The 20,157-nt window shown below is 72.1% G+C and carries 20 protein-coding genes; 12 read left to right on the top strand and 8 right to left on the bottom strand.

Annotation, left to right across the window (positions count from 1 at the left end; all coding sequences use genetic code 11):
* Window positions 1-62: 62 nt before the first annotated feature.
* Both ACLJQZ_RS36810 and ACLJQZ_RS36815 read left to right on the top strand, forming a co-directional pair.
* Window positions 63-1,058 carry a YncE family protein gene (locus ACLJQZ_RS36810; RefSeq protein ID WP_410624874.1) on the top strand — a complete coding sequence of 332 codons (996 nt, stop codon included), beginning with the start codon at window positions 63-65 and terminating at the stop codon, window positions 1,056-1,058.
* Between the two features lie 54 nt (window positions 1,059-1,112).
* Window positions 1,113-1,961 (top strand): alpha/beta fold hydrolase, encoded by an 849-nt coding sequence (locus ACLJQZ_RS36815; RefSeq protein ID WP_410624876.1) that lies wholly within the window; start codon window positions 1,113-1,115, stop codon window positions 1,959-1,961.
* Here ACLJQZ_RS36815 and ACLJQZ_RS36820 read toward each other — a convergent pair.
* Together ACLJQZ_RS36820 and ACLJQZ_RS36825 are read right to left on the bottom strand one after the other, a co-directional pair.
* Complete coding sequence (locus tag ACLJQZ_RS36820) at window positions 1,958-2,560, bottom strand: response regulator transcription factor (RefSeq protein WP_326946607.1); 603 nt, start codon at window positions 2,558-2,560, stop codon at window positions 1,958-1,960. The genes ACLJQZ_RS36815 and ACLJQZ_RS36820 overlap by 4 nt on opposite strands.
* On the bottom strand, window positions 2,557-3,699 hold the full coding sequence (locus ACLJQZ_RS36825) for a sensor histidine kinase (RefSeq protein ID WP_410624878.1): 1,143 nt from the start codon (window positions 3,697-3,699) through the stop codon (window positions 2,557-2,559). Before ACLJQZ_RS36825 ends, ACLJQZ_RS36820 begins: the two co-directional genes overlap by 4 nt.
* A 107-nt stretch (window positions 3,700-3,806) precedes the next feature.
* Here ACLJQZ_RS36825 and ACLJQZ_RS36830 point away from each other — a divergent pair, with 107 nt between their 5' ends.
* The 4 genes from ACLJQZ_RS36830 to ACLJQZ_RS36845 all read left to right on the top strand — a co-directional run bounded on the left by ACLJQZ_RS36830 (window position 3,807) and on the right by ACLJQZ_RS36845 (window position 8,984).
* Window positions 3,807-4,691, top strand: a complete 885-nt coding sequence (locus ACLJQZ_RS36830; RefSeq protein ID WP_328646293.1) for an ABC transporter ATP-binding protein — start codon at window positions 3,807-3,809, stop codon at window positions 4,689-4,691.
* Between the two features lie 15 nt (window positions 4,692-4,706).
* Window positions 4,707-5,426: an ABC transporter permease gene (locus tag ACLJQZ_RS36835; protein ID WP_247061517.1), complete on the top strand. Its 720-nt coding sequence runs from the start codon at window positions 4,707-4,709 to the stop codon at window positions 5,424-5,426.
* Window positions 5,427-5,599: 173 nt separating this feature from the next.
* Window positions 5,600-5,761, top strand: a complete 162-nt coding sequence (locus ACLJQZ_RS36840; protein ID WP_410624880.1) for a hypothetical protein — start codon at window positions 5,600-5,602, stop codon at window positions 5,759-5,761.
* Between the two features lie 100 nt (window positions 5,762-5,861).
* On the top strand, window positions 5,862-8,984 hold the full coding sequence (locus ACLJQZ_RS36845) for a BTAD domain-containing putative transcriptional regulator (protein WP_410624882.1): 3,123 nt from the start codon (window positions 5,862-5,864) through the stop codon (window positions 8,982-8,984).
* A gap of 67 nt (window positions 8,985-9,051) precedes the next feature.
* On the opposite strand, the gene ACLJQZ_RS36850 is transcribed toward ACLJQZ_RS36845, so the two are convergent.
* The 5 genes from ACLJQZ_RS36850 to ACLJQZ_RS36870 all read right to left on the bottom strand — a co-directional run bounded on the left by ACLJQZ_RS36850 (window position 9,052) and on the right by ACLJQZ_RS36870 (window position 13,601).
* Window positions 9,052-9,789, bottom strand: a complete 738-nt coding sequence (locus ACLJQZ_RS36850) for an ABC transporter permease (protein WP_410624883.1) — start codon at window positions 9,787-9,789, stop codon at window positions 9,052-9,054.
* Window positions 9,786-10,709, bottom strand: a complete 924-nt coding sequence (locus ACLJQZ_RS36855) for an ATP-binding cassette domain-containing protein (RefSeq protein WP_410624885.1) — start codon at window positions 10,707-10,709, stop codon at window positions 9,786-9,788. Before ACLJQZ_RS36855 ends, ACLJQZ_RS36850 begins: the two co-directional genes overlap by 4 nt.
* Window positions 10,706-11,920 (bottom strand): cytochrome P450, encoded by a 1,215-nt coding sequence (locus ACLJQZ_RS36860; protein ID WP_410624887.1) that lies wholly within the window; start codon window positions 11,918-11,920, stop codon window positions 10,706-10,708. The genes ACLJQZ_RS36855 and ACLJQZ_RS36860 overlap by 4 nt, the downstream gene beginning before the upstream one ends.
* Window positions 11,921-12,005: 85 nt before the next feature.
* A complete protein-coding gene (locus ACLJQZ_RS36865; protein ID WP_410624889.1) occupies window positions 12,006-13,100 on the bottom strand; it encodes a sensor histidine kinase in 1,095 nt (364 codons plus the stop codon).
* A gap of 6 nt (window positions 13,101-13,106) precedes the next feature.
* On the bottom strand, window positions 13,107-13,601 hold the full coding sequence (locus ACLJQZ_RS36870; RefSeq protein ID WP_410624890.1) for a VanZ family protein: 495 nt from the start codon (window positions 13,599-13,601) through the stop codon (window positions 13,107-13,109).
* Between the two features lie 182 nt (window positions 13,602-13,783).
* Here ACLJQZ_RS36870 and ACLJQZ_RS36875 point away from each other — a divergent pair, with 182 nt between their 5' ends.
* Window positions 13,784-14,257, top strand: coding sequence for a nuclear transport factor 2 family protein (locus ACLJQZ_RS36875; RefSeq protein WP_410624892.1), 474 nt, complete (start codon window positions 13,784-13,786; stop codon window positions 14,255-14,257).
* Window positions 14,258-14,282: 25 nt separating this feature from the next.
* A complete protein-coding gene (locus ACLJQZ_RS36880) occupies window positions 14,283-14,909 on the top strand; it encodes a TetR/AcrR family transcriptional regulator (RefSeq protein ID WP_410624894.1) in 627 nt (208 codons plus the stop codon).
* A gap of 24 nt (window positions 14,910-14,933) precedes the next feature.
* Here the strand turns inward: ACLJQZ_RS36880 and ACLJQZ_RS36885 are convergent, their stop codons facing one another.
* Window positions 14,934-16,424: a right-handed parallel beta-helix repeat-containing protein gene (locus tag ACLJQZ_RS36885; protein WP_410624895.1), complete on the bottom strand. Its 1,491-nt coding sequence runs from the start codon at window positions 16,422-16,424 to the stop codon at window positions 14,934-14,936.
* A gap of 337 nt (window positions 16,425-16,761) precedes the next feature.
* Between ACLJQZ_RS36885 and ACLJQZ_RS36890 the strand changes: the two genes are divergently transcribed.
* From ACLJQZ_RS36890 to ACLJQZ_RS36905, 4 genes are all read left to right on the top strand, one after another.
* Window positions 16,762-17,382 carry a dihydrofolate reductase family protein gene (locus tag ACLJQZ_RS36890; RefSeq protein WP_410624897.1) on the top strand — a complete coding sequence of 207 codons (621 nt, stop codon included), beginning with the start codon at window positions 16,762-16,764 and terminating at the stop codon, window positions 17,380-17,382.
* Window positions 17,383-17,426: 44 nt separating this feature from the next.
* Window positions 17,427-17,750, top strand: a complete 324-nt coding sequence (locus ACLJQZ_RS36895) for a YciI family protein (RefSeq protein WP_410624899.1) — start codon at window positions 17,427-17,429, stop codon at window positions 17,748-17,750.
* Complete coding sequence (locus ACLJQZ_RS36900) at window positions 17,747-18,982, top strand: RNA polymerase sigma factor (RefSeq protein WP_410624901.1); 1,236 nt, start codon at window positions 17,747-17,749, stop codon at window positions 18,980-18,982. The genes ACLJQZ_RS36895 and ACLJQZ_RS36900 overlap by 4 nt, the downstream gene beginning before the upstream one ends.
* Window positions 18,983-19,044: 62 nt before the next feature.
* Window positions 19,045-20,106, top strand: a complete 1,062-nt coding sequence (locus tag ACLJQZ_RS36905; RefSeq protein WP_410624902.1) for a hypothetical protein — start codon at window positions 19,045-19,047, stop codon at window positions 20,104-20,106.
* Window positions 20,107-20,157 lie beyond the last annotated feature (51 nt).

A 20,157-nucleotide genomic window follows, 5' to 3' on the forward strand; every position in this document is an offset into this window, starting at 1 on the left:
TATTGTGGCAATCCCGCCGCACGACGCAAGGTGGGACCAGAACGAACGAAGGAGAAACCAAGATGTCCACTTACCCCCGCCCCGGCGACCGGATCGCCGTCGTCAGCCAGAGCGGTCCCACCGTCACCCTGTTCGACGCCGTCACCCACGAGGCCGGCGCCGTCCTGACCGTGCCGGCCGAGCCGCACGAACTGTGTTTCGACGCCGAACACCGGCTGCTCTACTGCACCAGCGCCTACGTCCGCGGCTACTACGGCGCCCACGACGGCCACAACCACCAGGTCACCGTCATCGACCCGGACGCCGGTGAGATCGTCGAGGTGCTCGACCTCTCACCCGAGCACGGGCCGCACGGCCTGGCCCTCGACCCGGCCCGGCGGCTGCTCTACGTCAGCGTCGAGGCCGGTCCGGCGGGCCCCGGCGGGGTCGTCGTCGTGGACACGACCACGCGCCGCGTGCTGCGCCGCATCGACACCCTCGCGCCCGGCCCGCACTGGTTCGCCATCGACCCGGACGGCCTGCGCGGGTATGCGGCGAACAAGGAAGCGCCGTTCGTCACGGTGGTCGACCTGGCCACCGGCGAGCTGCTCGACAAGATCGCCGTGGCCGGCAGCGAGGGCATCGCCGTCAGCCCGGACGGCGCGACCGTCGCGGTGGCCGTGCGGGACGCCGAGCCCGGCGTCGCCCTGATCGACACCCGGAGCGGCACGGTCGTCCGGACCCTGCCCGCCGCCCACGCCGTGATCCCGGTGCACTGGACGGCCACCGGCCTGCTGCTGGCCGGCGAGCAGCACCGCCCCGACGGCCGCCTGTCCGTCTGGAAGGGCGCGTCGCCCGAGGCGCTGGAGCTGGTCGGGACGGCGGAGGTCGGCGCGATGCCGCTGACGCTGACCTCGTCCCCCGACGGCGACCGCGCGTACGTTTCGGCGGTGGTCGGTTCCACCGTCACGGTCGTCGACCTGGCGGATCCCGCCGCGCCCGCTGTCGTGGGCACGCTCGCCGTGCCGCGCGCCGGCGAGCCCGGCGCGCACGGCCTGGCCTACATCCCGGCCGGCTGAGGACTGGAACCGGCGGGGCGCATGAGGCAGGGTGGGCGGAACGAGGAGGCAACGATGCCCGATGAGACGTTCACCCTGCCCGGAAGCGTGACCGCGTACCGCTGGGACCCGGCAGGACCGCCGGTCGGCGTGCTGCAGCTGACCCACGGCATGGGGGAGCACGTGCTCCGCTACGACCGGGTCGCCCGCGCGTTCACCGAGCGCGGGTTCGCCGTCTACGGCCAGGACCACCGCGGCCACGGCGCGTCCATCCGGGACACGCCCGGCGACCTCGGCCCGGACGGCTGGCCGGCGCTGGTCGCCGACATCGGCGTGCTCACCGCGCACATCCGCGAAGAACGGCCGGGCCTGCCGGTCGTCCTGCTCGCGCACAGCATGGGCTCGTTCGCGGCCCAGCAGTACCTGCTCGACCACTCCGCGGACGTCGACGCGGCCGTCCTCACCGGCACGGCCGCGCTCGACGTCCTGGAGCCGGCGCTGGACCTCGACCAGCCGCTGGACCTGGCGATGTTCAACGCGCCGTTCCAGCCACCGCGCACGGACTACGACTGGCTCAGCCGCGACGAGTCCGAAGTGGACGCCTACGTCGCGGACCCGTTGTGCGGCTTCGGGATCGACCCGGCGAACACGAAGGCGATGTTCGCCGGTGCCCGCCGGCTGGCCGATCCCGAAGCGGTCGGCGGGATGCGCGCGGACCTGCCGCTGTACCTGGCCGTCGGCGAGCAGGATCCGGTGAACGGCAACCTCGCGCTGTTCGACGTCCTCGTCCAGCGCTACCGGGACGCGGGCATCAAGGACCTGACGGTCAAGGTCTACCCGGGCGCCCGGCACGAGATCCTCAACGAGACGAACCGCGCCGAGGTCGTCGCGGAACTGCTGGCGTGGACGGAAAAGCTGGTCTAGAGCCAGTCGTGCTCGCGGGCGTAGCGGGCCGCTTCGTGGCGGGTGCGGGTCTGGGTCTTCTGCATCGCGTTCGAGAGGTAGTTGCGGACCGTGCCCTCCGCGAGGTGCAGCTGGCCCGCGATGTCGGCGACCGCGAACCCCTCGCGGGTCGCGCGCAGGACGTCGACCTCGCGGTCGGTGAGCGGGCAGTCGTCGACGACGGCGAGCGCGGAGACGTCCGGGTCGATCCAGCGCTTGCCCTCGTGCAGGGTCTTGATCACCGACGTGATGTGCGCCGGTTCCGCCGCCTTGCTGACGAACCCCTGGACGCCGAGTTTCAGCGCCTTGCGCAGCACACCGGGCCGGGCGTGCCGGGTGAGCATGAGGATCACCTGGTCCGGCCGCGTGCGGCGGATCTCGGCGACGGCGCCCAGTCCGTCCACGTTGGGCATTTCGAGGTCGATCACGAGCACGTCGGGCCGGTGTTCCAGGGTGGCCTTCACGGCTTGTTCGCCGTCTTCGGCCTCGGCGAGCACGGTGATCTCGCCCTCGAGGGGCAGCAACGCCGCCAACGCCTTGCGCAGCAACGCCTCGTCGTCGGCGAGCACCACGGTCGTCATCGGACGTCCTCCCGTCGCGGGAATGCGGCCGCCGTCAGGAACCGGCCGTCCCGCTGTTCCACCTTCAGTTCGCCCCCGGCCTCCGCCAGCCGCTGCCGGAGGGTGGCGAGCCCGTTGAGCTCGGGCAGCCCGTCGTCCTGTGCGCCGTCGTTGACGATGCTGATCCCGGTCTCCGTCAGCGTGATCCGCACCTGCTCGGCCTGGGCGTGGCGCAGGATGTTCGTCGTCGTCTCGCGCAGGACCTGGCCGAGCAGCTCGCCCGCCCGCGCGTCGACCTCGGCCTCGCGGTCGACGCGCACGTGGATGCCCGCGGCCTCGAAGAGGTTCTTCGCGTTCTCCAGCTCCGCGGACAGGTTGAGCCGCCGCTGGGCGTAGGCGAGCTCCTTGGTCTGGACGATGGTGTCGCCGACCAGGGTGTGCACTTCCTTCAGCTCCTCCTGGGCCCGGTCGACGTCGCTGCGCAGCAGCTTTTCGGCCAGCGCGACCTTCAGCTTCACGACGTGCAGCGTGTGACCCTGGATGTCGTGCAGGTCGCTGGCGAAGCGCATGCGTTCGCGGATGACGGCCAGCTCCGCCTCCCGGTCGCGGGACTGCTCCAGCTCGGCCACCAGGTCGTAGAACCGCTGGCTGACGAACGTGAACGCGGTCGAGACCACGACGGAGACGGCCGGGATGACGACGAACTGCATCAGCCGCCCGATGCCGTGGCCGGGGTCGGAGTGCGCGAACAGGTTCGTCGAGCCCAGCGCGGCGACCAGCACGCCCAGCCCCAGCAGGGCCGCGATGCGGTGGCGGGGCAGCGGCGGGATGGTGAACGAGCCGACGACGCACAGGCCGTAGAACGCGGAGGAGTCGTCGGTCATCGCCCCGGCGAGCCAGACCGCCGCGGTGATGGCCACGCAGGGCCGCGCGACGCGGATGAAGTCGCCCGCGGTCCAGCGCTCCGCGGTCGCCAGCGCGGCGATCAGGCCCACGACCTGCAGGACGACGTGCCACCAGGTGCGGGCGGTGAGCACCACCAGCAGCACCCCGACGAACGCCAGCGGCGGCACCGTCGTGATGAGGTTGAGCCGGCGCAGCCGTTCCTGCACCGCCCCACCGGTCCAGGTCGCCCGGCGCGCGAGCGTGGTCACCTCCATACCCCGAGCGTAACGGCCACCGCGGGTACCACCAGTGACACCACGTCATGTCCCGTGGTGACGTGGCCACACTGCCGCCGGGGCGCGAACGGCGCTGGAATCGGAGCATGTCCACGACACCAGTCATCGACGTCGACCACCTGAACCTCACCTACGGCGGCTTCCACGCCGTCCGGGACCTCTCGTTCCAGGTCGAGCGCGGGGAGCTGTACGCGCTGCTCGGCACGAACGGCGCCGGCAAGACCTCGACCCTCGAGACCGTCGAGGGCCACCGCGCGCCCACCTCGGGCGCCGTGCGGGTGTTCGGGAAGAGCCCGCGCGACCGCGCCGCGGTGCGGCCGCGGATGGGGATCATGCTGCAGGAGAGCGGGTTCTCCCCGGACCTGACCGTGCGCGAGTCGGTCCGGCTGATCGGGAGTCTCACCGAGCGGGCCGACAACGTCGAGCGCGTGCTCGGCATCGTCGACCTCACGCGCAAGGCCGGCACGAAGGTGTCGCAGCTTTCCGGCGGCGAGAAGCGGCGGCTGGACTTCGCCACCGCCGTCTACGGGACGCCCGAGCTGATCTTCCTGGACGAGCCCACCACCGGCCTGGACATCCAGTCCCGCGACGCGCTCTGGGACGCCGTCGACCGGCTGCGCGAGGACGGCTCGACCATCGTGCTCACCACGCACTACCTCGAAGAGGCCCAGCAGCGCGCCGACCGGATCGGCCTGATGCACGAGGGCACCTTCCACCGCGAGGGCACCGTCGCCGAGCTGACGCGGACGCTGCCCTCGACCATCCACTTCGCACTCCCGCCGCACGCGCCGGCGCCGCCGCTGCAGGCCACCCGCGAGCCGGACGGCCGGTTCCTCATCGAGACCTTCGGCCTGCAGAAGGACCTCCACACCGTGCTCGCCTGGGCGCAGGACCACGCGGTCGAGCTGCGTGGGCTCGAAGCCGGCCCGACCCGCCTCGACGACGTCTTCCGCGCCATCAGCAACTCCTGAGAAAGGGCCTCTCCCATGCTTTCGATCGCTCGCGGCGAACTGATCCAGATCTTCCGCAACCGGCTGGTCCTGGTCACCGCCCTGCTCCTGCCGGTCGCGTTCAGCGCGTTCCTCATCAATCAGCACGAGCTGTTCACCAAGGTGGGCAGCCTCGGTTACATCGCGGCGCTGGCCCTGTTCTTCGTGGTGAGCATCGGGCTCTACACGACGTCGGTGACGACGCTCGCGTCCCGCCGCCAGAACCTCTTCCTCAAGCGGCTGCGTTCTACCGCGGCCGGTGACGTCGGCATCCTCGCCGGGCTGCTGGTGCCGATCACCGTGCTCACGCTGGTCCAGGTCACCGTGATCCTGGGGGTGCTGGCCGCGGTCACCGACCGGCCGGCCCACCCGCTCCTGCTGGTGGCGGCGGTCGTCTCGACGATCGTCATGATGCTCGCGCTGGGCCTGGCCACGGCCGGCCTGACCAACTCCCCGGAGCACGCCCAGGTCACCACGCTGCCGGTCACCGTCGGCGTCGTCGCCGTGGCCGGCTGGGTCGGCGCCACCGGCACCGAGCAGCTCACGCTGCTCAAGCGCCTGCTCCCCGGCGGCTCGGCCACCGAGCTGATCCTCGACGCCTGGAACGGCGGCGTCGCACTGGGCGACTCGCTGATCCTGCTCGCGCCCACGCTGGCCTGGGTGATCGTCGCGATCGCGCTGGCCACCCGCCTCTTCCGCTGGGAGCCGCGCCGGTGACGCCGTGCGTGTCCACAGTGGACTGACTCGCCGGGGCTGGCTTCGCCTTCTCGTCCGGCTGATGGGCCGGTGGCCGTCGATCGGCTTCCTCGACGACCGGGATCGGCGCCGATCGGGCGTTCGGCGGCGTTCTGGAGTCCTATGAGGACATTCGCGGGCGCGTCTTCACGGCCGTGGAACGGGAGATCGCGTGGGGCGCCGGCCTATGGCCCGCCGTGCACAACGCCCGCTGGGAAGCCCTGCACGGCGACCGCCCGCTGTCCGGTGCCGCGCTCCGGGCGCAAGCGGCCGAACGGCTGCGCCGGGCGAACGCCCGACCCCGCGTCTCGCCGTAAGCTGCGCAGCGAACCCGGCTCGCCACTGTTCGTGACCCCCGGCCGGCGGGAAATCTTGCCGGACCACCCGTAGCCGGGCGCCCGTGGCAAGATCGGCCGGGTGCAGATCGGGATGCTGGGACCGTTCGAGGTGCGCACGGACGACGGCGGCACCGCCGACGTGCCGGGCGCGCGGCTGCGCGGGCTGCTGATCGCCCTCGCGCTCGAACCGGGGCACGTGGTCCCGAAGACGGCGCTCGTCGACTGGATCTGGGGTGAGCACCCGCCCGCGGAAGCGGCGAACGCCCTGCAGCGCTTGGTTTCCCGGCTGCGGAAAGCGTTGCCGGACGGCTCGGTCGAGGGGCAGCCGGACGGCTACCGGCTGAAGGTGGACCCCGACGCCGTCGACGCCGTCCGGTTCGAGCGCCTGGTCAACCGCGCTCGTACCGAGGAAGACCCGCGGCTGCTGCGTGAGGCCGTCGGGTTGTGGCGCGGCGCGGCCATGCAGGACGTCGGTCTCGCGGAGAGCGAGGCCTTCGACGCGGCCGTCACCCGGCTCGAGGCGTTGCGCCTGACCGCCGTGGAGGACCGGTTCGACGCGGAGATCGGCGCCGGCCGCGGCGCGGACCTCGTCGCGCAACTGACCGACCTGGTGGCCGCGCACCCGGTGCGCGAGCGGCTCGTCGCCGCGTTGATGCGCGCCCTCGCCGCGGCCGGCCGCGACACCGAGGCGCTGCTCGTCTACCAGCGCACCCGGGAAGCCCTGGCCGACGCGCTGGGCGTCGACCCGTCGCCGGAGCTGGCCGCGGTGCACGTCGCGCTGCTGCGCGGCGAGCTGGCCCGGCGGGAGGAGACCCGGCAGACGAACCTGCGCGCCGAGCTGACCAGCTTCGTCGGCAAGGACGCCGACGTGGCGACGGTCCGCGACCTCGTCGCCGCGCACCGGCTCGTCACCCTGATCGGGCCCGGTGGCTCGGGAAAGACCAGGCTGGCCACGGAAACCGCGCGCACGCTGCTCGGCGGCTTCCCGGACGGCGCCTGGGTGGTGGAGCTCGCGGCCCTCGGCGCGAACGGCGATGTCGCGCAGGCGACGCTGTCGGCGCTCCGGCTGCGGGACGCGCTGCTCGCCGAGGCGACGGACGCGGAGGCGACGGACCGGGTCGTCGCCGCGGTCCGCGACCGGGACGTGCTGCTGGTCCTGGACAACTGCGAGCACGTGATCGAGTCGGCGGCGACGTTCGCCCACCGCGTGCTCGGCGAGTGCCGCCGGCTCCGGATCGTCGCGACGAGCCGGGAACCCCTCGGCATCACCGGCGAGGCGCTCTGGCAGGTCGTGCCGCTGGTCCTGCCCGCGGACGACGCCGGACCCGGCGAGATCGAGGCCGCGCCGGCCGTCCGGCTGCTGCGGGACCGGGCCGGCGCGGTGCGCACGGACCTCGCGACCGACGCCGCCACGGCGTCGACGCTGGCGCGCATCTGCCGGGCGCTGGACGGGATGCCGCTGGCCATCGAGCTCGCCGCGGCCCGGCTGCGCACGATGGCCCCCGACCAGCTCGCCCACCGGCTCGACGACCGGTTCCGCCTGCTGACCGGCGGCAGCCGCACCGCGCTGCCGCGGCACCGCACGCTGCGCGCGATGGTCGACTGGAGCTGGGAACTGCTGACCGACGCCGAACGGACGGTCCTGCGCCGGCTCGCGGTGTTCTCCGGCGGGGCGAGCCTGGACGCGGCCGAGCGCGTCTGCGCCGGTGACGCCGTCGAAGCGTGGCAGGTGCTGGAACTGCTGACCGCGTTGACGGAGAAGTCGCTGGTGGTCACGGGAAACGATGCGGCGCCGCGCTACCGGATGCTCGGCACGATCAAGGAGTACGCCGCCGAGCGGCTCGCCGAGGCGGGGGAGGCGGAGCAGGCGCGGCACGCGCACCTCGCGTACTTCACCGAGCTGGCCGAAACCGCGGAGCCGCACCTTCGCCGCGTCGAGCAGCTCGACTGGCTGGCCACGCTCGCGGCCGAGCACGACAACATCGGGGCCGCGATGCGCGGCGCGCTCGCGGCCGGCGAGGCCCAGGGCGCGATGCGGCTCGCGGCGGGCGCCGCGTGGTACTGGTGGCTCGGCGGGCACAAGGCCGAGAGCAACGAGCTGATCATGGCGGCCACCGCCGTGCCCGGCGAGGTGACCGACGACGTCCGCGCCACGGTGTACGGCTACGCCACGATGTTCCTGAGCTCCGGGCGGGGCGGGGACCAGTACCGCGCGGAGGAGTGGATTCACAAGGCGTACGAATTCACCCGGCGCAGCCCACGGCACCACCCGATCTGGGGCGTCGTCGGCGCGCTGGAACGGCTGCTGCGGGCACCGGAGGAGCCCCTGCCCGCGTGGGAACCGCTGCTCGCCGACGAAGATCCGTGGGTCCGCGCCCTCGCCCGGCTGCACCTGGGCAAGATGCGGATCGAGCTCGGCCGGGAGGGGCGGGCCGCGGATGAGTACCTCGAGCTGGCGCTGGCCGAGTTCCGCGCGCTCGGCGAGCGGTGGGGGATCGCGTTCGCCCTGATGGAGCTGGCGAACCGGATCGCCACCCGCGGCGAGTTCGCGCGGGCGTGCGAGCACTACGAGGCCGCGATCGCCGTCGTCACCGAGGTCGGCGCGCTCGACGACGTCGTGCCGATGCGGTCGCGGCAGGCCCAGCTGTACTGGCTCTCGGGGGACGCGGAGGCGAGCGAAGCGGCCATGGCGGAGGCGCAGCGGCACGCGGAACGCGTCGCCTGGCCGAGCGCGCTGGCCGAGCTGGCCCTGGCGAAGGCGGAGCTCGCCCGCTGGAGCGGCGACACCGAGCAGGCCCGCCACCAGCTCGACGCGGCGACGGCGTTGCTGGGCGAGGCCGCCGAGCTGCCCGGCGTCCGCGCGATGACGCGGGACCTGCTGGGCTACCTCGCCGACGACGTCGCCGAGTCCCGCGAACACCGCGCCGCGGCCCTGCGCGCGGCGACCGAGGCGGGACACCCGCTGACGATCGCCCAGGTCCTCGTCGGGTTCGCGGACGTGGCCCTGCGTGAAGACCGCCCCGCGCAGGCCGTGCGGCTGCTCACGGCCAGCGCCGGCCTGCGCGGCCTGCAGGACTGTTCCCACCCGGACGTGGCCCGGCTCGAGCGGGCCGCGCGAGACCGCCTCGGCGGTGAGGGGTTCGCCGAGGCGGTTCGCGAGGGCACGGAGACGGCGTGGAGCGAGCTGGTCAAGCCCTCGTGAGTGGTTAGGGCGGTTCTAACCGCCCTAACCACTCACGACCACCGGCACCGAGGTCCAGGCGAGGTGGTCACGCTCGTTTCTTGAACGTCGCCCGCGCCCAGAGGTAGCCGACCACCGCGATCCCGGCGCACCAGGCCAGGGCGGGGATCACGTCGGCCGCCGTCGGGGCGCCGTTGAGCAAACCGCGCAGGGTTTCGATGATCGGCGTGAACGGCTGGTACTCCGCGAACTGCCGCAGGCCCGGGCCCATCTTCTCGGCCGGGACGATCGCGCTGCTGAAGAACGGCAGCATGACCAGCGGCACGGTGGCCAGCCCGGCCGTCTCCGGGGTCTTCGCCGCCAGTCCCAGCGCGACGGTGAACCAGCCGGCCGCGACCCCGAGCAGCACGACGATCCCGGCCACGCCGAGCCAGTCGAGCAGGCTCGCCGACGTGCGGAACCCCAGCAGGAACGCCACCCCGACGAGCGCCGCGATGGCGACCAGGTTCGTCAGCAGGCTGGCGACGACGTGCCCGGTCAGCACCGCGCCGCGGGAGACGTCCATGACCTTGAAGCGGTTGATGATGCCCTTCGTCATGTCCGAGTTCACCGACGTCGCGGTCGCTCCCAGGCCGTAGCAGACGGCCAGCAGCATCAGCCCCGGCGTCGCGTAGTCCACGTAGTCGACCCCGACGCTGAACGCGTCGCCGAGCATGTACACGAACATCAGCATGATCACGATCGGCATCAGCACCGCGTTGAACACCGACGTCGGGTTCCGGGCGATGTGCTTGAAGTTGCGGCGCACCATGACCTGGGTGCTCATTTCACGGTCACCTTCGTGTTGTGGCCCGTCAGGGCGAGGAAGACGTCGTCGAGGTCCGGCGTGTGGACGGAGAACCCCTCGGCACCGACCGCGTACTCGTCGAGCCGGTCGAGCAGGGCCCGCAGCGACTGCGTCCCGCCGTCACTGGGCACCCGCAGGGCCAGGGTTTCGTCGTCGCGCGTGGCGCCGGGGAAGATCCGCGCGGCCGCGTCGAGCTCGGCGGCGGTGGTGAACCGGAGCCGGACGTGCGTGCCGGGGAGCCGGTGCTTGAGCTCGTCGGGCGTGCCCTGGGCGACGAGCTTGCCCTGGTCCAGCACCGCGATCCGGTCGGCGAGGCGATCGGCTTCCTCGAGGTACTGGGTGGTGAGGAAGATGGTCACGCCGCTGTCGACCAGCTCGCGGATGATCGTCCACATGGTCCGGCGGCTGCGCGGGTCCAGGCCGGTCGTCGGCTCGTCCAGGAAGATGATCCGCGGGTCGCCGACGAGCGTCATCGCCAGGTCCAGCTTCCGGCGCATGCCACCGGAGTAGGTCGACGCGAGCTTGCCCGCCGAGTCCGTCAGATCGAACCGCTCGAGCAGCTCGGTGACGACCCGGCCGTCCGCCCGCTTCAGGTCCACCATCAGCTGCAGGTTCTCCCGGCCCGTCAGCAGCTCGTCGACCGCCGCGAACTGGCCGGTGACCCCGATCCGGGCGCGCACGGCCTTGGCCTCGGTCCCGACGTCGTGCCCGCCGACGCGGACCGTCCCGCCGTCGGCCTTCATCAGCGTGGTCAGCACGTTCACCGTGGTCGTCTTGCCCGCGCCGTTCGGGCCGAGCAGGGAGAAGACCGTGCCCTCGGGGACGTCGAAGCCGACGCCGTCGAGCACGACCTTGTCCTTGAACGCCTTGCGCAGCCCGGAAACCTCGATCGCCGTCACTGGTCCGCCGCCGTCCAGGTCACCGGCAGCTCGTGGACGCCGTAGATGTTCATGTCGGTCCACAGCTTCACTTCGCTCGCGGGGACGGCCAGTTCGAGCGTCGGGAAGCGGCGCAGCAGCGCCTCGAACCCGGCGCGCATCTCGATCCGGGCCAGCTGCTGGCCGAGGCACTGGTGGACGCCGTGGCCGAAGGACAGGTGCCCGCGGGCCGTGCGGTGGACGTCCAGGGTGTCGGGGTTCTCGAAGCGTTTCGGGTCGCGGTTGGCGGCCAGCAGCGAGACGACGACGGTCGACCCCTCCGGGATCGTCTCGCCGCCGAGCTCGATGTCCTCGGTGGCGTAGCGGTAGAAGATGTCGGCGACGGACAGGTAGCGCAGCAGCTCCTCGACGGCGCCGGGCAGCAGCGCCGGGTCGGCGGCCAGCTCGGCCCGCTGCGCGGGGTGCTCCAGCAGCGCGAAAGTGCCCAGCGACAGCATGTTGGCGGTGGTTTCGTGGCCCGCGAGCAGCAGCAGGAAAGCGACGCCGGTCAGTTCCTCGATGCTGAGGTCGTCGTGGCCGGCCAGGTCGGACAGGATGTCGTCACCGGGCTCGGCGCGTTTGCGCGTGACCAGCTCGGAGAGAAAGGTGTTCAGCGCGATGTAGGCGCCCATCTTCTGCTCGAGCGGCTGCTCCTTGACCATGAACTGGGCCGAGTTCGCCTGGAACTCCGCGCGGTCGGCGTAGGGGACGCCGAGCAGCTCGCAGATCACCAGCGACGGCACCGGCAACGCGAACTCCGCGACCAGGTCGATCGGCGGCGTCAGCTTCGCCAGCACGTCCAGCTGCCGCTCGACGACGTCGACGATGTGCGCTTCGAGCTGCTTCATCCGCTTGACGGTGAAGGCCCCGGTGAGCCTTTTCCGCAGCCGGCTGTGATCCGGCGGGTCCATCGCGATGAAGACGCCGGGGAGCGGCGGAGACGGCTCGGTCGCGACGGGCATCCCGGGCGTCTCGTACGGCACGTGGAGCACGCCGATGTCCTGCCGCGAGCTGAAGCGCGTATCGGCCATGAGCGTCCGGACGGCGTCATACCCGGTGACGAGCCAGCCTTCGTGGCCGTCGGGGAAGAGCAGCGGGCTGACGGGCCGCGTCTCCCGCAGCCGGGTGATGTCACGGGGCGGGTCGAAGGGGCCGGCGTCGCGGTCCATGGGCAGGCCTGCGGTCTTGGTCATCTGACTGCCTTTCGTGGCGGGCTGGTGAAGCCACGATCACGGCCGGAGCTGACACGCACCTGACACCGCCCTGACACGGCCGTGGTCAGCCGCGTCCCCGGCCGGTCTCGGGGAGGCGGACCGTGACCAGCAGGCCGCCGCCCGCACGGGGGGTCAGCTCCAGGTGCCCGTCGTGGGCCCGGACGACGCTGTGCACGATCGCCAGCCCGAGGCCGACGCCCGCGTGCTCGTCGGTGCGGGTGCGCCGGGTGCCGCGCTGGAACGGCTCGGTGAGCGTCGGCAGCAGGTCCGCGGGCAGCACCTGGCTCGTGTTCTCGACCCGCAGCACGCTCGCGTAGCGCTTCGCTTCGGTGCGGACCGTCACGGTGCCGCCGTCGGGGAGGTTGTGGACGATGGCGTTCTGCACGAGGTTCGTCAGCATCCGCAGCAACAGCTCCGCGGAGCCGACGCTCCGGGTCGGCTCGCCGGTGACGTCGAGCGTGATCCCGCGCTGCTCGGCGAGCGGAAGCAGCGTCTCGGCGGCCTCTTCGGCGATGAGCGAGAGGTCGACGGCCTCGCGGGTGAAGCTCCCGCGCTCGCCGCGGCTGAGCAGCAGGAGGGCTTCGGTGAGGTCGATCGCCCGCGCGTTGACGGCGTGGAGGCGTTCGACGAGCTCGCTCCGGTCCCGGGTGGGGTCGGTGCGGGCGACGTCGAGGAGCGTCTTCGAGATCGCCAGCGGGGTGCGCAGCTCGTGCGAGGCGTTGGCGGCGAACCGCCGCTGCTCGGCGACGTGGGATTCGAGCTGTCCGAGCATGACGTCGACGACGTCGGCGAGGTCGCGGAACTCGTCTTTGCGGCCTTCCAAGCGGATCCGGTGCGAGAGCGATCCCCGCGAGGCCAGCCGCGCCGCGTCCGCGATCCGGGTGAGCGGCGCGAGCATCCGGCCGGCGAGCACCCACCCGCCGACGAGACCGACCACGACCAGGACGCCCATCGCGGTGGCCGCGGCGGGGAAGAAGACGCGCACCAGGAGGTGGCGGTTGGGGGCGATGCCGAGCAGGCCCCGGTCGTTGTCGGGGACGTAGCGCAGCAGGAACACCCACACCACGACCAGCAGGACGGCGCCGGTGAGCAGGAGGAGCCCGGCGTAGCTGAGGGTGAGCTTCAGGCGGGCGCTCGGTCCCGGACGTCTATCCGGCACGCGCACTCAGCGGGTCGCCCACCAGCGTCGTGACGCCGGCGCGGCCGGCCCCGCACCGGCGGCGTTGAGCAGCACATCGTCCACAGAGGACACCCGGTCCAGCCGCAGGACGTACTGCGCGGTCTCGAGCAGGATCGACAGGCCCGCCGCGAGCGCCAGGACCCGCGGCACCGGCACCGCGAACCGCACCGGGACGAAGAACCCGAGCGCCGCGAACACGAGCAGGTTGCCGGCGATCTGGCTCGCCGGCGTCGTGAGCAGGTCGCGCAGCGGCACCAGGCTCACCCGCCCGGGCACGGTGCCGGCCCGGCTGCCCGGCAGCATGATCAGCCACACCCACGGCACCGTCCCGTACCCGATGGCGACCTCGGCCAGCGCCGTCCGCCACGCCCTGCGACGGGCCGACACCCACACGGCCAGTGCGGCCAAGGGCAGTGCGGCCACCGTGAGGACGGCGACGCCGTTGAACGTCCCGGTCCAGCCGTGCCACCCGTCGAGCACGCGGCCTCCGTTCGCTGTGGTCCACCCGCTCACTGAAGCCGCCGGGCCGTTGCGAGGGGGTACGCGGATTCCGATACGCCCGCGATAAGCCCGGGCTGCTAGCTTTTGGCGACAACCTGTCGTAATCTTTACGACAGGTTGTCGCATCAAGGCGACGTCGTACCGAACGGAGAGGGATCCCCATGAACGCGCTCAGCGATCGCGCCGAACTCGTCGAGCTGCTCGGCCACTACGCCGACATCGCGGACCTGAAGGAGTTCACCGAGCTGCCCGGCCGCGTCTTCACCGATCCGGTGACGCTCGACTTCGGGTCGGTCGCGGACATCCCGCCGATGACCGTGCCGCTCGCCGACTACGTCGAGAACCTCCGCGGCGCCTTCGCCTTCTACACGGCGACGCACCACGCCATCACCGGCCACGTCGTCGACGTCGACGGCGACCGGGCGAAGATCCACGCGCACGTCCGTGCCGACCACTGGGTCCCGGACGAGCTCGCCGGCGGGGGACCGAACCACTGGCTGGTGGTCGGCTTCTATGACAACGAGGCGGTCCGGACGGCGGCCGGCTGGCGCCTCGACCGCGTCAAGCTCACCTCGGCGCACCAGGACAACCCGCACCTGTCGAGCGTCGCACTGGCCGCGGCGCGGGCGAGCTAGCGCGCGGCGATGGGAAGATGATCCGATGCCACGGATCCGCGGAGCCAGCATCGAGGAGCACCACGAGGTGGTGTGGGCCGAGCTCGCCGCGGCGACGCGGCAGCTGCTGCTCGAACGCGACTACGACTCGATCACCATGGGGCACATCGCGGCCCGGGCGGGGCTCGCGCGCAACACCCTCTACAACTACGCCCGCGACAAGAGCGCGCTGGTCCTGGCGCTGACGCAGCGGCTGGCCCAGCCGGCGGTCGAGCGGGTGGCCGCGATCGCCGCGCGGTCCGCGGACCCGGCCGCGCAACGGCTGCGCGAGATCATCGTCGCCGTCCTGGACGCGTTCACCGACCAGGTCGTGCAGCTGATGTTCCGGCCGGGCGCCGGCCTGCCCTTCGCCGGGACGCCGAAGGGCCCGGACAGCCCGTTCCACGCGATCGTCGTCGAGGTGGAGAACGTCGTCCGGGCCGGCATCGAGCGTGGGGAGTTCCGCGACGTCGGTGACGTCCGGCTGGCGGTGGAGCTGCTGTCCGGGGTCATGCGCTCGGGCGCCGAACGCATCGGCCGGGACCCGGCCGCCTTCGCGGCCACCGACCGCGCGGCGCGGGAGATCATCCTCGCGTCGCTGGCCCGCCGCCCGGATCAGGGCGACGGCGGCTGACGGGCCCCGTCAGCCGCCTCCCGTTCAGCAGGGGCCGGCCACGCCGTCGAAGGAGGCGCAGTCGTCCTGGTCCCAGGGCGTCGACTGCCACTGCTGCGCGGTGAGCGTGCGCGAGGTGTCGCCGGCGACGAAGCTCCACGGGCCGTAGTAGGCGTTGCTGAACCAGTAGTTGCCCTGGTCGTGCGTGATCGCGTCCTGCACGACGGTGCCGTGGTAGGGCGACCAGTCCGGGTAGGTGCCGTAGTTGGCCAGCAGCGCCATCCGGCCGCACAGCGCGCTGGTGCAGCCGATGTGGGCGGGGTCGATCCGGAACGTGTTGTCGTGCACCTCGACGAACTGCGTCTTCCACCGGCAGTCGTCGTAGAGCGGCCGGGTGGCGATCGCCGGGGCCGAGCACGACGTCCGGTCGGGGACCAGCTTGGTGCAGGTGTTGCTGGAGGTGTTGGCGGGGCTGTTGCAGAACCGGTCGGCGTTCTCCCACGCGGTGATCCCGGACCAGTTGTCCTCGAAGGTGTTGTCGTAGACGTCGATCAGGTGGGTCCGGGCCGGCACCCGGCGGTCCCCACCCGACTCCGAGATGTACACGCTGGCCACGGGGAAGTTGTCGCCGCGATCGGCTTTGTACTTGCCGGAAACGAGGGCGTTGCGCCGCAGGGTGTTGTCGCGGAAGACGAGGTTGTAGCTGATCTCGTAGAACAGGCCTTCGGCCTCGTTGCCCTCGATGAGGTTGTGCTCGATGAGGAAGTCGTTGTTGTTGGTGTCCGCCCACAGGCCGGCGCCGTGGTTGTCGTGGACCCAGTTCCCGCGGATGTCGGCCCGGTTGACGGACCAGAACTTGATCCCGCCGCTGCACCCGCAGCCGGGGACGCGGGTTTCCCAGTCGTCGGTGTTGTTCCCGGCGATTTCATTGCTCTCGACGACCAGTCCGGTGATCGTGTTGTCCGAGCGGTAGGCGTTCATGCCGTACTGCCCGTTGTTCCGCAGGCAACTGTGCCGCACCACTTGCCGCGCACCGGCCATCAACCCGGCGCCGGCGTTGTTCTGCACCGTGGAGTTTTCGATGGTCCAGTGTTCCCCGGAATCGTGGTTGACGACGCCCTGGTCCTGCGGCGGGACGAAGTTCTGCACCGTCAGGCCGCGGATGACGACGTCCTTGGCCTGCTGGGTGAACGCGGCCAGGTTGATCCGCTGCCCGTCGAGCACCGCGCCGGGCGCGCCGAGGTACACGTCCCCGTCTTTCGGGATGACCTGGCCGTACGGATCCGACGCGAGCGTGTGCGTTCCCGGCGCGAGCCAGAAAGTGGTGCCGGGCGGCGAATCCTGCGTTTTGTGGTACAGGTCCGCGGAAACCGCCGGGTCGATGACCACGGCCCCGGCGGGCGCGGTGGTGTTGGCGACCGGCTGGTGGTCGCACACCGGCCCCGGCGTCGGCGACTTCGCCGCGGTGGCGGCGGTGGGGGGAATCAGCAGGACGGCCAGTACTGCGGCAGCGAAAACGGGACCGATGCGGGACATGTGGACGAATCTACGGAGTGGGCCCGGAAATGAGCATAGACCACCCGTGTTGACTTCGCCGCTTTCGAGTGTACGTAGTGACGGAAATCGGGGTGATCAATTAACTTCGATGAGGAAAGGGTAGGTAAAACGTCGTGGTAATCGCCCGGAATTTCCTCGGTGGGCGGGTTGCCGGACTCCCGTGTGGGGAAAAATGCGGTGGCGGCGCCCCGCCGCGTGCGTGTCCGGGAAAGTTCCTCGAAGAAATCCGGGCGGGGTTGTCGGATCGGGTCGGTGGTGTTCGTAGCAGGGGTGAGGCCGCCCACGAGGGGCGGCGCCGAGGTGAGGAACCACGACCATGAAGCTGACGACCATCACCCAGATCACCCTCGACGGCGTGGTGCAGGGCAACGGCGGCGCGTCGGACGAGGACCGCCGCAACGGGTTCGAGCGCGGCGGGTGGGCCCTGGGCGCGGGTGACGACGAGACCAGGGCGTTCATCACGCGGACCTACCAGCGTGCCGGGGCGTTCCTGTTCGGCCGCCGGACCTACGAGCTGTTCGCCGGCTCCTGGGGAGCGGCCGACGGGATGCGCGCCCACCCCGTCGGCGTGGCGTTGAACGAGGCGCCCAAGTACGTCGCCTCGGCCACGCTCACCGCGCCGGGCTGGGCGGACACGACCCTCCTCGACGGTGACCTGGAGGCGGCCGTCCGTGAGCTGAAGGCCAAGCCGGGGGACGAGCTGCAGGTGCACGGCAGTGGCACCCTGGTCCGGTGGCTGCTGGCGCACGACCTGGTCGACGAGCTGACGCTGATCGTCGTGCCCGTGGTCGTCGGCCAGGGCACGCGGCTGTTCCCGGAGACCGGCCCGGATCTCGCGCTCGAGGTGGTCGAGTCGCGAGTGGACTCGAACGGCGTGACGATCCAGGTCCTGCGGCCGGCCGGGCGCCCGCGGTACGCCACCGGCTCGAAGTCCTGACCGCCGGACCACACTGTCTCGACCCCGCAGGAGAGGAGCTTCGGATGCAGTACCTGGTTTCCGTCATCGACGACAAGGACGATCCCGGCCGCACGGACCGGCAGCCCGCCATCAGCGCGTTCAACGAACGCCTGATCGCCGAGGGCTACTGGGTCTTCGCGGGCGGGCTCGCGGACACCGACACGGCCACGGTCGTCGACAGCCGCGGCGAGCAGGCGGTGTTCAGCGACGGCCCGTTCGTGGAGTCGAAGGAGTACCTCGCCGGCGTCTGGGTGTGGGAGGCCCCCGACCTGGACGTGGCGCTCGAGCTCGCCACCGAGGCGTCGAAGGTGTGCGACCGCAAGATCGAGGTGCGGCCGTTCCGATGAGCGACGTCGAGGAGGCGATCACCCGGGTGCACCACGCGGAGTGGGCCCGGGTGGTCGCCACGCTGACCAGGCGTTTCGGCGACCTCGACGTCGCCGAGGAGGCCGCGGCCGAGGCGTTCGCGACCGCCGTCGAGCGGTGGCCGGCCGACGGCGTGCCACCCAACCCCGGCGCCTGGCTGACCACCACGGCCCAGCGCAAGGCCATCGACCGGATCCGGCGTGAGAACAAGCGCGACGACAAGCACAAGGAGGCCCAGATGGTGTCCGACGACGCGCCACCCGAGCCTCTCGGTGCCATCGACGACGACCGGCTCCGGCTGATCTTCACCTGCTGCCACCCGGCGCTGGCGATGGAGACCCGGATGGCGCTGACGCTGCGGATGGTCGGCGGCCTGACCATGCCGGAGATCGCCCGCGCCTTCCTGGTGGCCGAGACCACCATGGGGCAGCGGATCACCCGCGCGAAGGCCAAGATCAAGGCGGCCCGCATCCCCTACCGGGTGCCGGCCGCCGAGGACCTCCCGGCCCGCGTCTCCGGCGTGCTCGCCGTCCTGTTCCTCATCTTCAACGAGGGCTACCTGGCCACCGGCCCCGACACCGATCCGGTGCGGCACGACCTGACGGCCGAGGCGATCCGGCTCGCCCGCCTGATCCGCGCGCTTCTGCCGGCCGACGGCGAGGTGACCGGCCTGCTGGCGCTGATGCTGCTCACCGAGGCCCGCCGCCCCGCCCGCGTCTCGGCGAGCGGCGAGCTGGTCGCGCTCGCCGAGCAGGACCGCGGGGCCTGGGACGCGGTGCTGATCGCCGAGGGGCACGGGCTGGTGCGCGAACGCCTCGCCGCGGCCGCCGCCGGGGTGGCTCCGGGGCGCTACCAGATCCTCGCCGCGATCAACGCCGTGCACACCTCCGCCCGCGACATGCGCGACACCGACTGGTCGCAGGTCCTGGCCCTCTACGACCGGCTCGTCCGGCTCGACCCGTCGCCGATCGTCGCCCTCAACCGGGCCATCGCGGTCGCCGAGCTGGACGGCCCGGAGGTGGCCCTCGCGGCCGTCGACCGCCTGGCGGACAAGCTGGCCGGCTATCACGCCTACCACGTGACCCGCGCCGACCTGCTGCGCCGGCTGGGCCGCAGCGGGCAGGCGCGCGCGGCGTACGACAGAGCCATCGAGCTGGCGGGCAACACCGCCGAGACCGCCTACCTGACCCGCCGCCGCGACCAGCTGGGATAGCCCGGATCCGGCCCGGTACGCTGCCGCGGCCGAGCACACGGACCGACGGGGGACGACGAGCCATGGACATCGCTTCCGACGTCGGCAGAGTCCGCGTCCACGAACCCGTGCCCGCCGTGCCGTCGGGGGCCGAACCGCTGTTCCCCGGGTACGTCCGGCAGCTGACCAACGCGACCATCGTCCGCATGGGGCTCAGTGGCGCGCTCCTCCTCTTCGGCGTCCTGCTCGCGCTGGTCGAACGGCCGGGGAGCGCCCTGCCCTACTACTACTTCGCCGTCTTCGGCGGCTCGCTGGCGCTGTGGAGCTACGTCCTGAGCGTCTACCAGCGGGTCCGGCGCCTGTTCGGGGAGCCGTACCACCGGCTCGACGTCGCCCCGGACGGGTTGCTCGCGAAGGGGGCGCGGGTGTTCGTACGGCTGCCGGACGGGCGGTGGCTGGGGTCCCGGCTCCCCGGCGGGGCGCGGGTGCAGCTGGCCGGCGAGCGACGGCTGTGGGTGCTCGGCGGCGGCCGGCGGGTGTTCGTCCGCCTGCCGGGCGCGATGTGGTTGCGGGCCGGGCGGATCGAAGACACCGCGGCAGCCGGGGCGACGCTCGTGGAGCCGGTCTCGCGTCATCCGACGCCGCCGCGGCACGATCCGGTGCTGGCCGCGCACCGGGCGGCCAGGATCCGGCGGACGGTCGTCTCCGCAGGCACGTTCCTGGTGCTGGGCGCGGCGGGTTTCGCCGCCGTGGCGACCGTGCGGTTCGAGCCCGACGGCATCACCGGCCCGGCCGCGCTGGGCGGCATCGCCGGCGGCAGCGCGGTGCTGGTGCTGCTGGGGTTGCTGATGGTCGTCGGCGTCCTGCGGATCCGCGGGCCGATCACCGAGGACGTCTGGGTGGAGCTGCGGGTCGCGCTCGACACGCCGTTCGCGCCGCGCACCCGCGGCGTGGCCAAGGTGACCGGCTGGGCGCTGCACCCGGACGGCCGGCAGACGCGGTTCCGTTTGTTCGCCGACACCTCACTGGCCGCGAACGTGGCGATGACCGGGCAGCTGTGGTTGCTGGGCTACCCGCAGCCGGCCAAACCGGCGACGGCCGGCGTGCCGGGCTACCCCTGCGCGGGCAGCTTCCGGATCGGCTGAGCCGCACCCGAGTGCGGTGCGCACGACGGTGGCCGCGCAGGCTAGTTTGCC

Origin of the sequence: Amycolatopsis sp. cmx-8-4 (genome assembly GCF_046548675.1) — a bacterium.
Lineage (GTDB): Bacteria > Actinomycetota > Actinomycetes > Mycobacteriales > Pseudonocardiaceae > Amycolatopsis.

Excerpts from the sequence above, each read along its gene's own strand:
- ACLJQZ_RS36810 (WP_410624874.1), top strand. The coding sequence starts at position 63 with ATGTCCACTTACCCCCGCCCCGGCGACCGGATCGCCGTCGTCAGCCAG.
- ACLJQZ_RS36815 (WP_410624876.1), top strand. The coding sequence starts at position 1,113 with ATGCCCGATGAGACGTTCACCCTGCCCGGAAGCGTGACCGCGTACCGC.
- ACLJQZ_RS36820 (WP_326946607.1), bottom strand. The coding sequence starts at position 2,560 with ATGACGACCGTGGTGCTCGCCGACGACGAGGCGTTGCTGCGCAAGGCG.
- ACLJQZ_RS36825 (WP_410624878.1), bottom strand. The coding sequence starts at position 3,699 with ATGGAGGTGACCACGCTCGCGCGCCGGGCGACCTGGACCGGTGGGGCG.
- ACLJQZ_RS36830 (WP_328646293.1), top strand. The coding sequence starts at position 3,807 with ATGTCCACGACACCAGTCATCGACGTCGACCACCTGAACCTCACCTAC.
- ACLJQZ_RS36835 (WP_247061517.1), top strand. The coding sequence starts at position 4,707 with ATGCTTTCGATCGCTCGCGGCGAACTGATCCAGATCTTCCGCAACCGG.
- ACLJQZ_RS36850 (WP_410624883.1), bottom strand. The coding sequence starts at position 9,789 with ATGAGCACCCAGGTCATGGTGCGCCGCAACTTCAAGCACATCGCCCGG.
- ACLJQZ_RS36860 (WP_410624887.1), bottom strand. The coding sequence starts at position 11,920 with ATGACCAAGACCGCAGGCCTGCCCATGGACCGCGACGCCGGCCCCTTC.
- ACLJQZ_RS36875 (WP_410624892.1), top strand. The coding sequence starts at position 13,784 with ATGAACGCGCTCAGCGATCGCGCCGAACTCGTCGAGCTGCTCGGCCAC.
- ACLJQZ_RS36880 (WP_410624894.1), top strand. The coding sequence starts at position 14,283 with ATGCCACGGATCCGCGGAGCCAGCATCGAGGAGCACCACGAGGTGGTG.
- ACLJQZ_RS36885 (WP_410624895.1), bottom strand. The coding sequence starts at position 16,424 with ATGTCCCGCATCGGTCCCGTTTTCGCTGCCGCAGTACTGGCCGTCCTG.
- ACLJQZ_RS36890 (WP_410624897.1), top strand. The coding sequence starts at position 16,762 with ATGAAGCTGACGACCATCACCCAGATCACCCTCGACGGCGTGGTGCAG.
- ACLJQZ_RS36895 (WP_410624899.1), top strand. The coding sequence starts at position 17,427 with ATGCAGTACCTGGTTTCCGTCATCGACGACAAGGACGATCCCGGCCGC.
- ACLJQZ_RS36900 (WP_410624901.1), top strand. The coding sequence starts at position 17,747 with ATGAGCGACGTCGAGGAGGCGATCACCCGGGTGCACCACGCGGAGTGG.
- ACLJQZ_RS36905 (WP_410624902.1), top strand. The coding sequence starts at position 19,045 with ATGGACATCGCTTCCGACGTCGGCAGAGTCCGCGTCCACGAACCCGTG.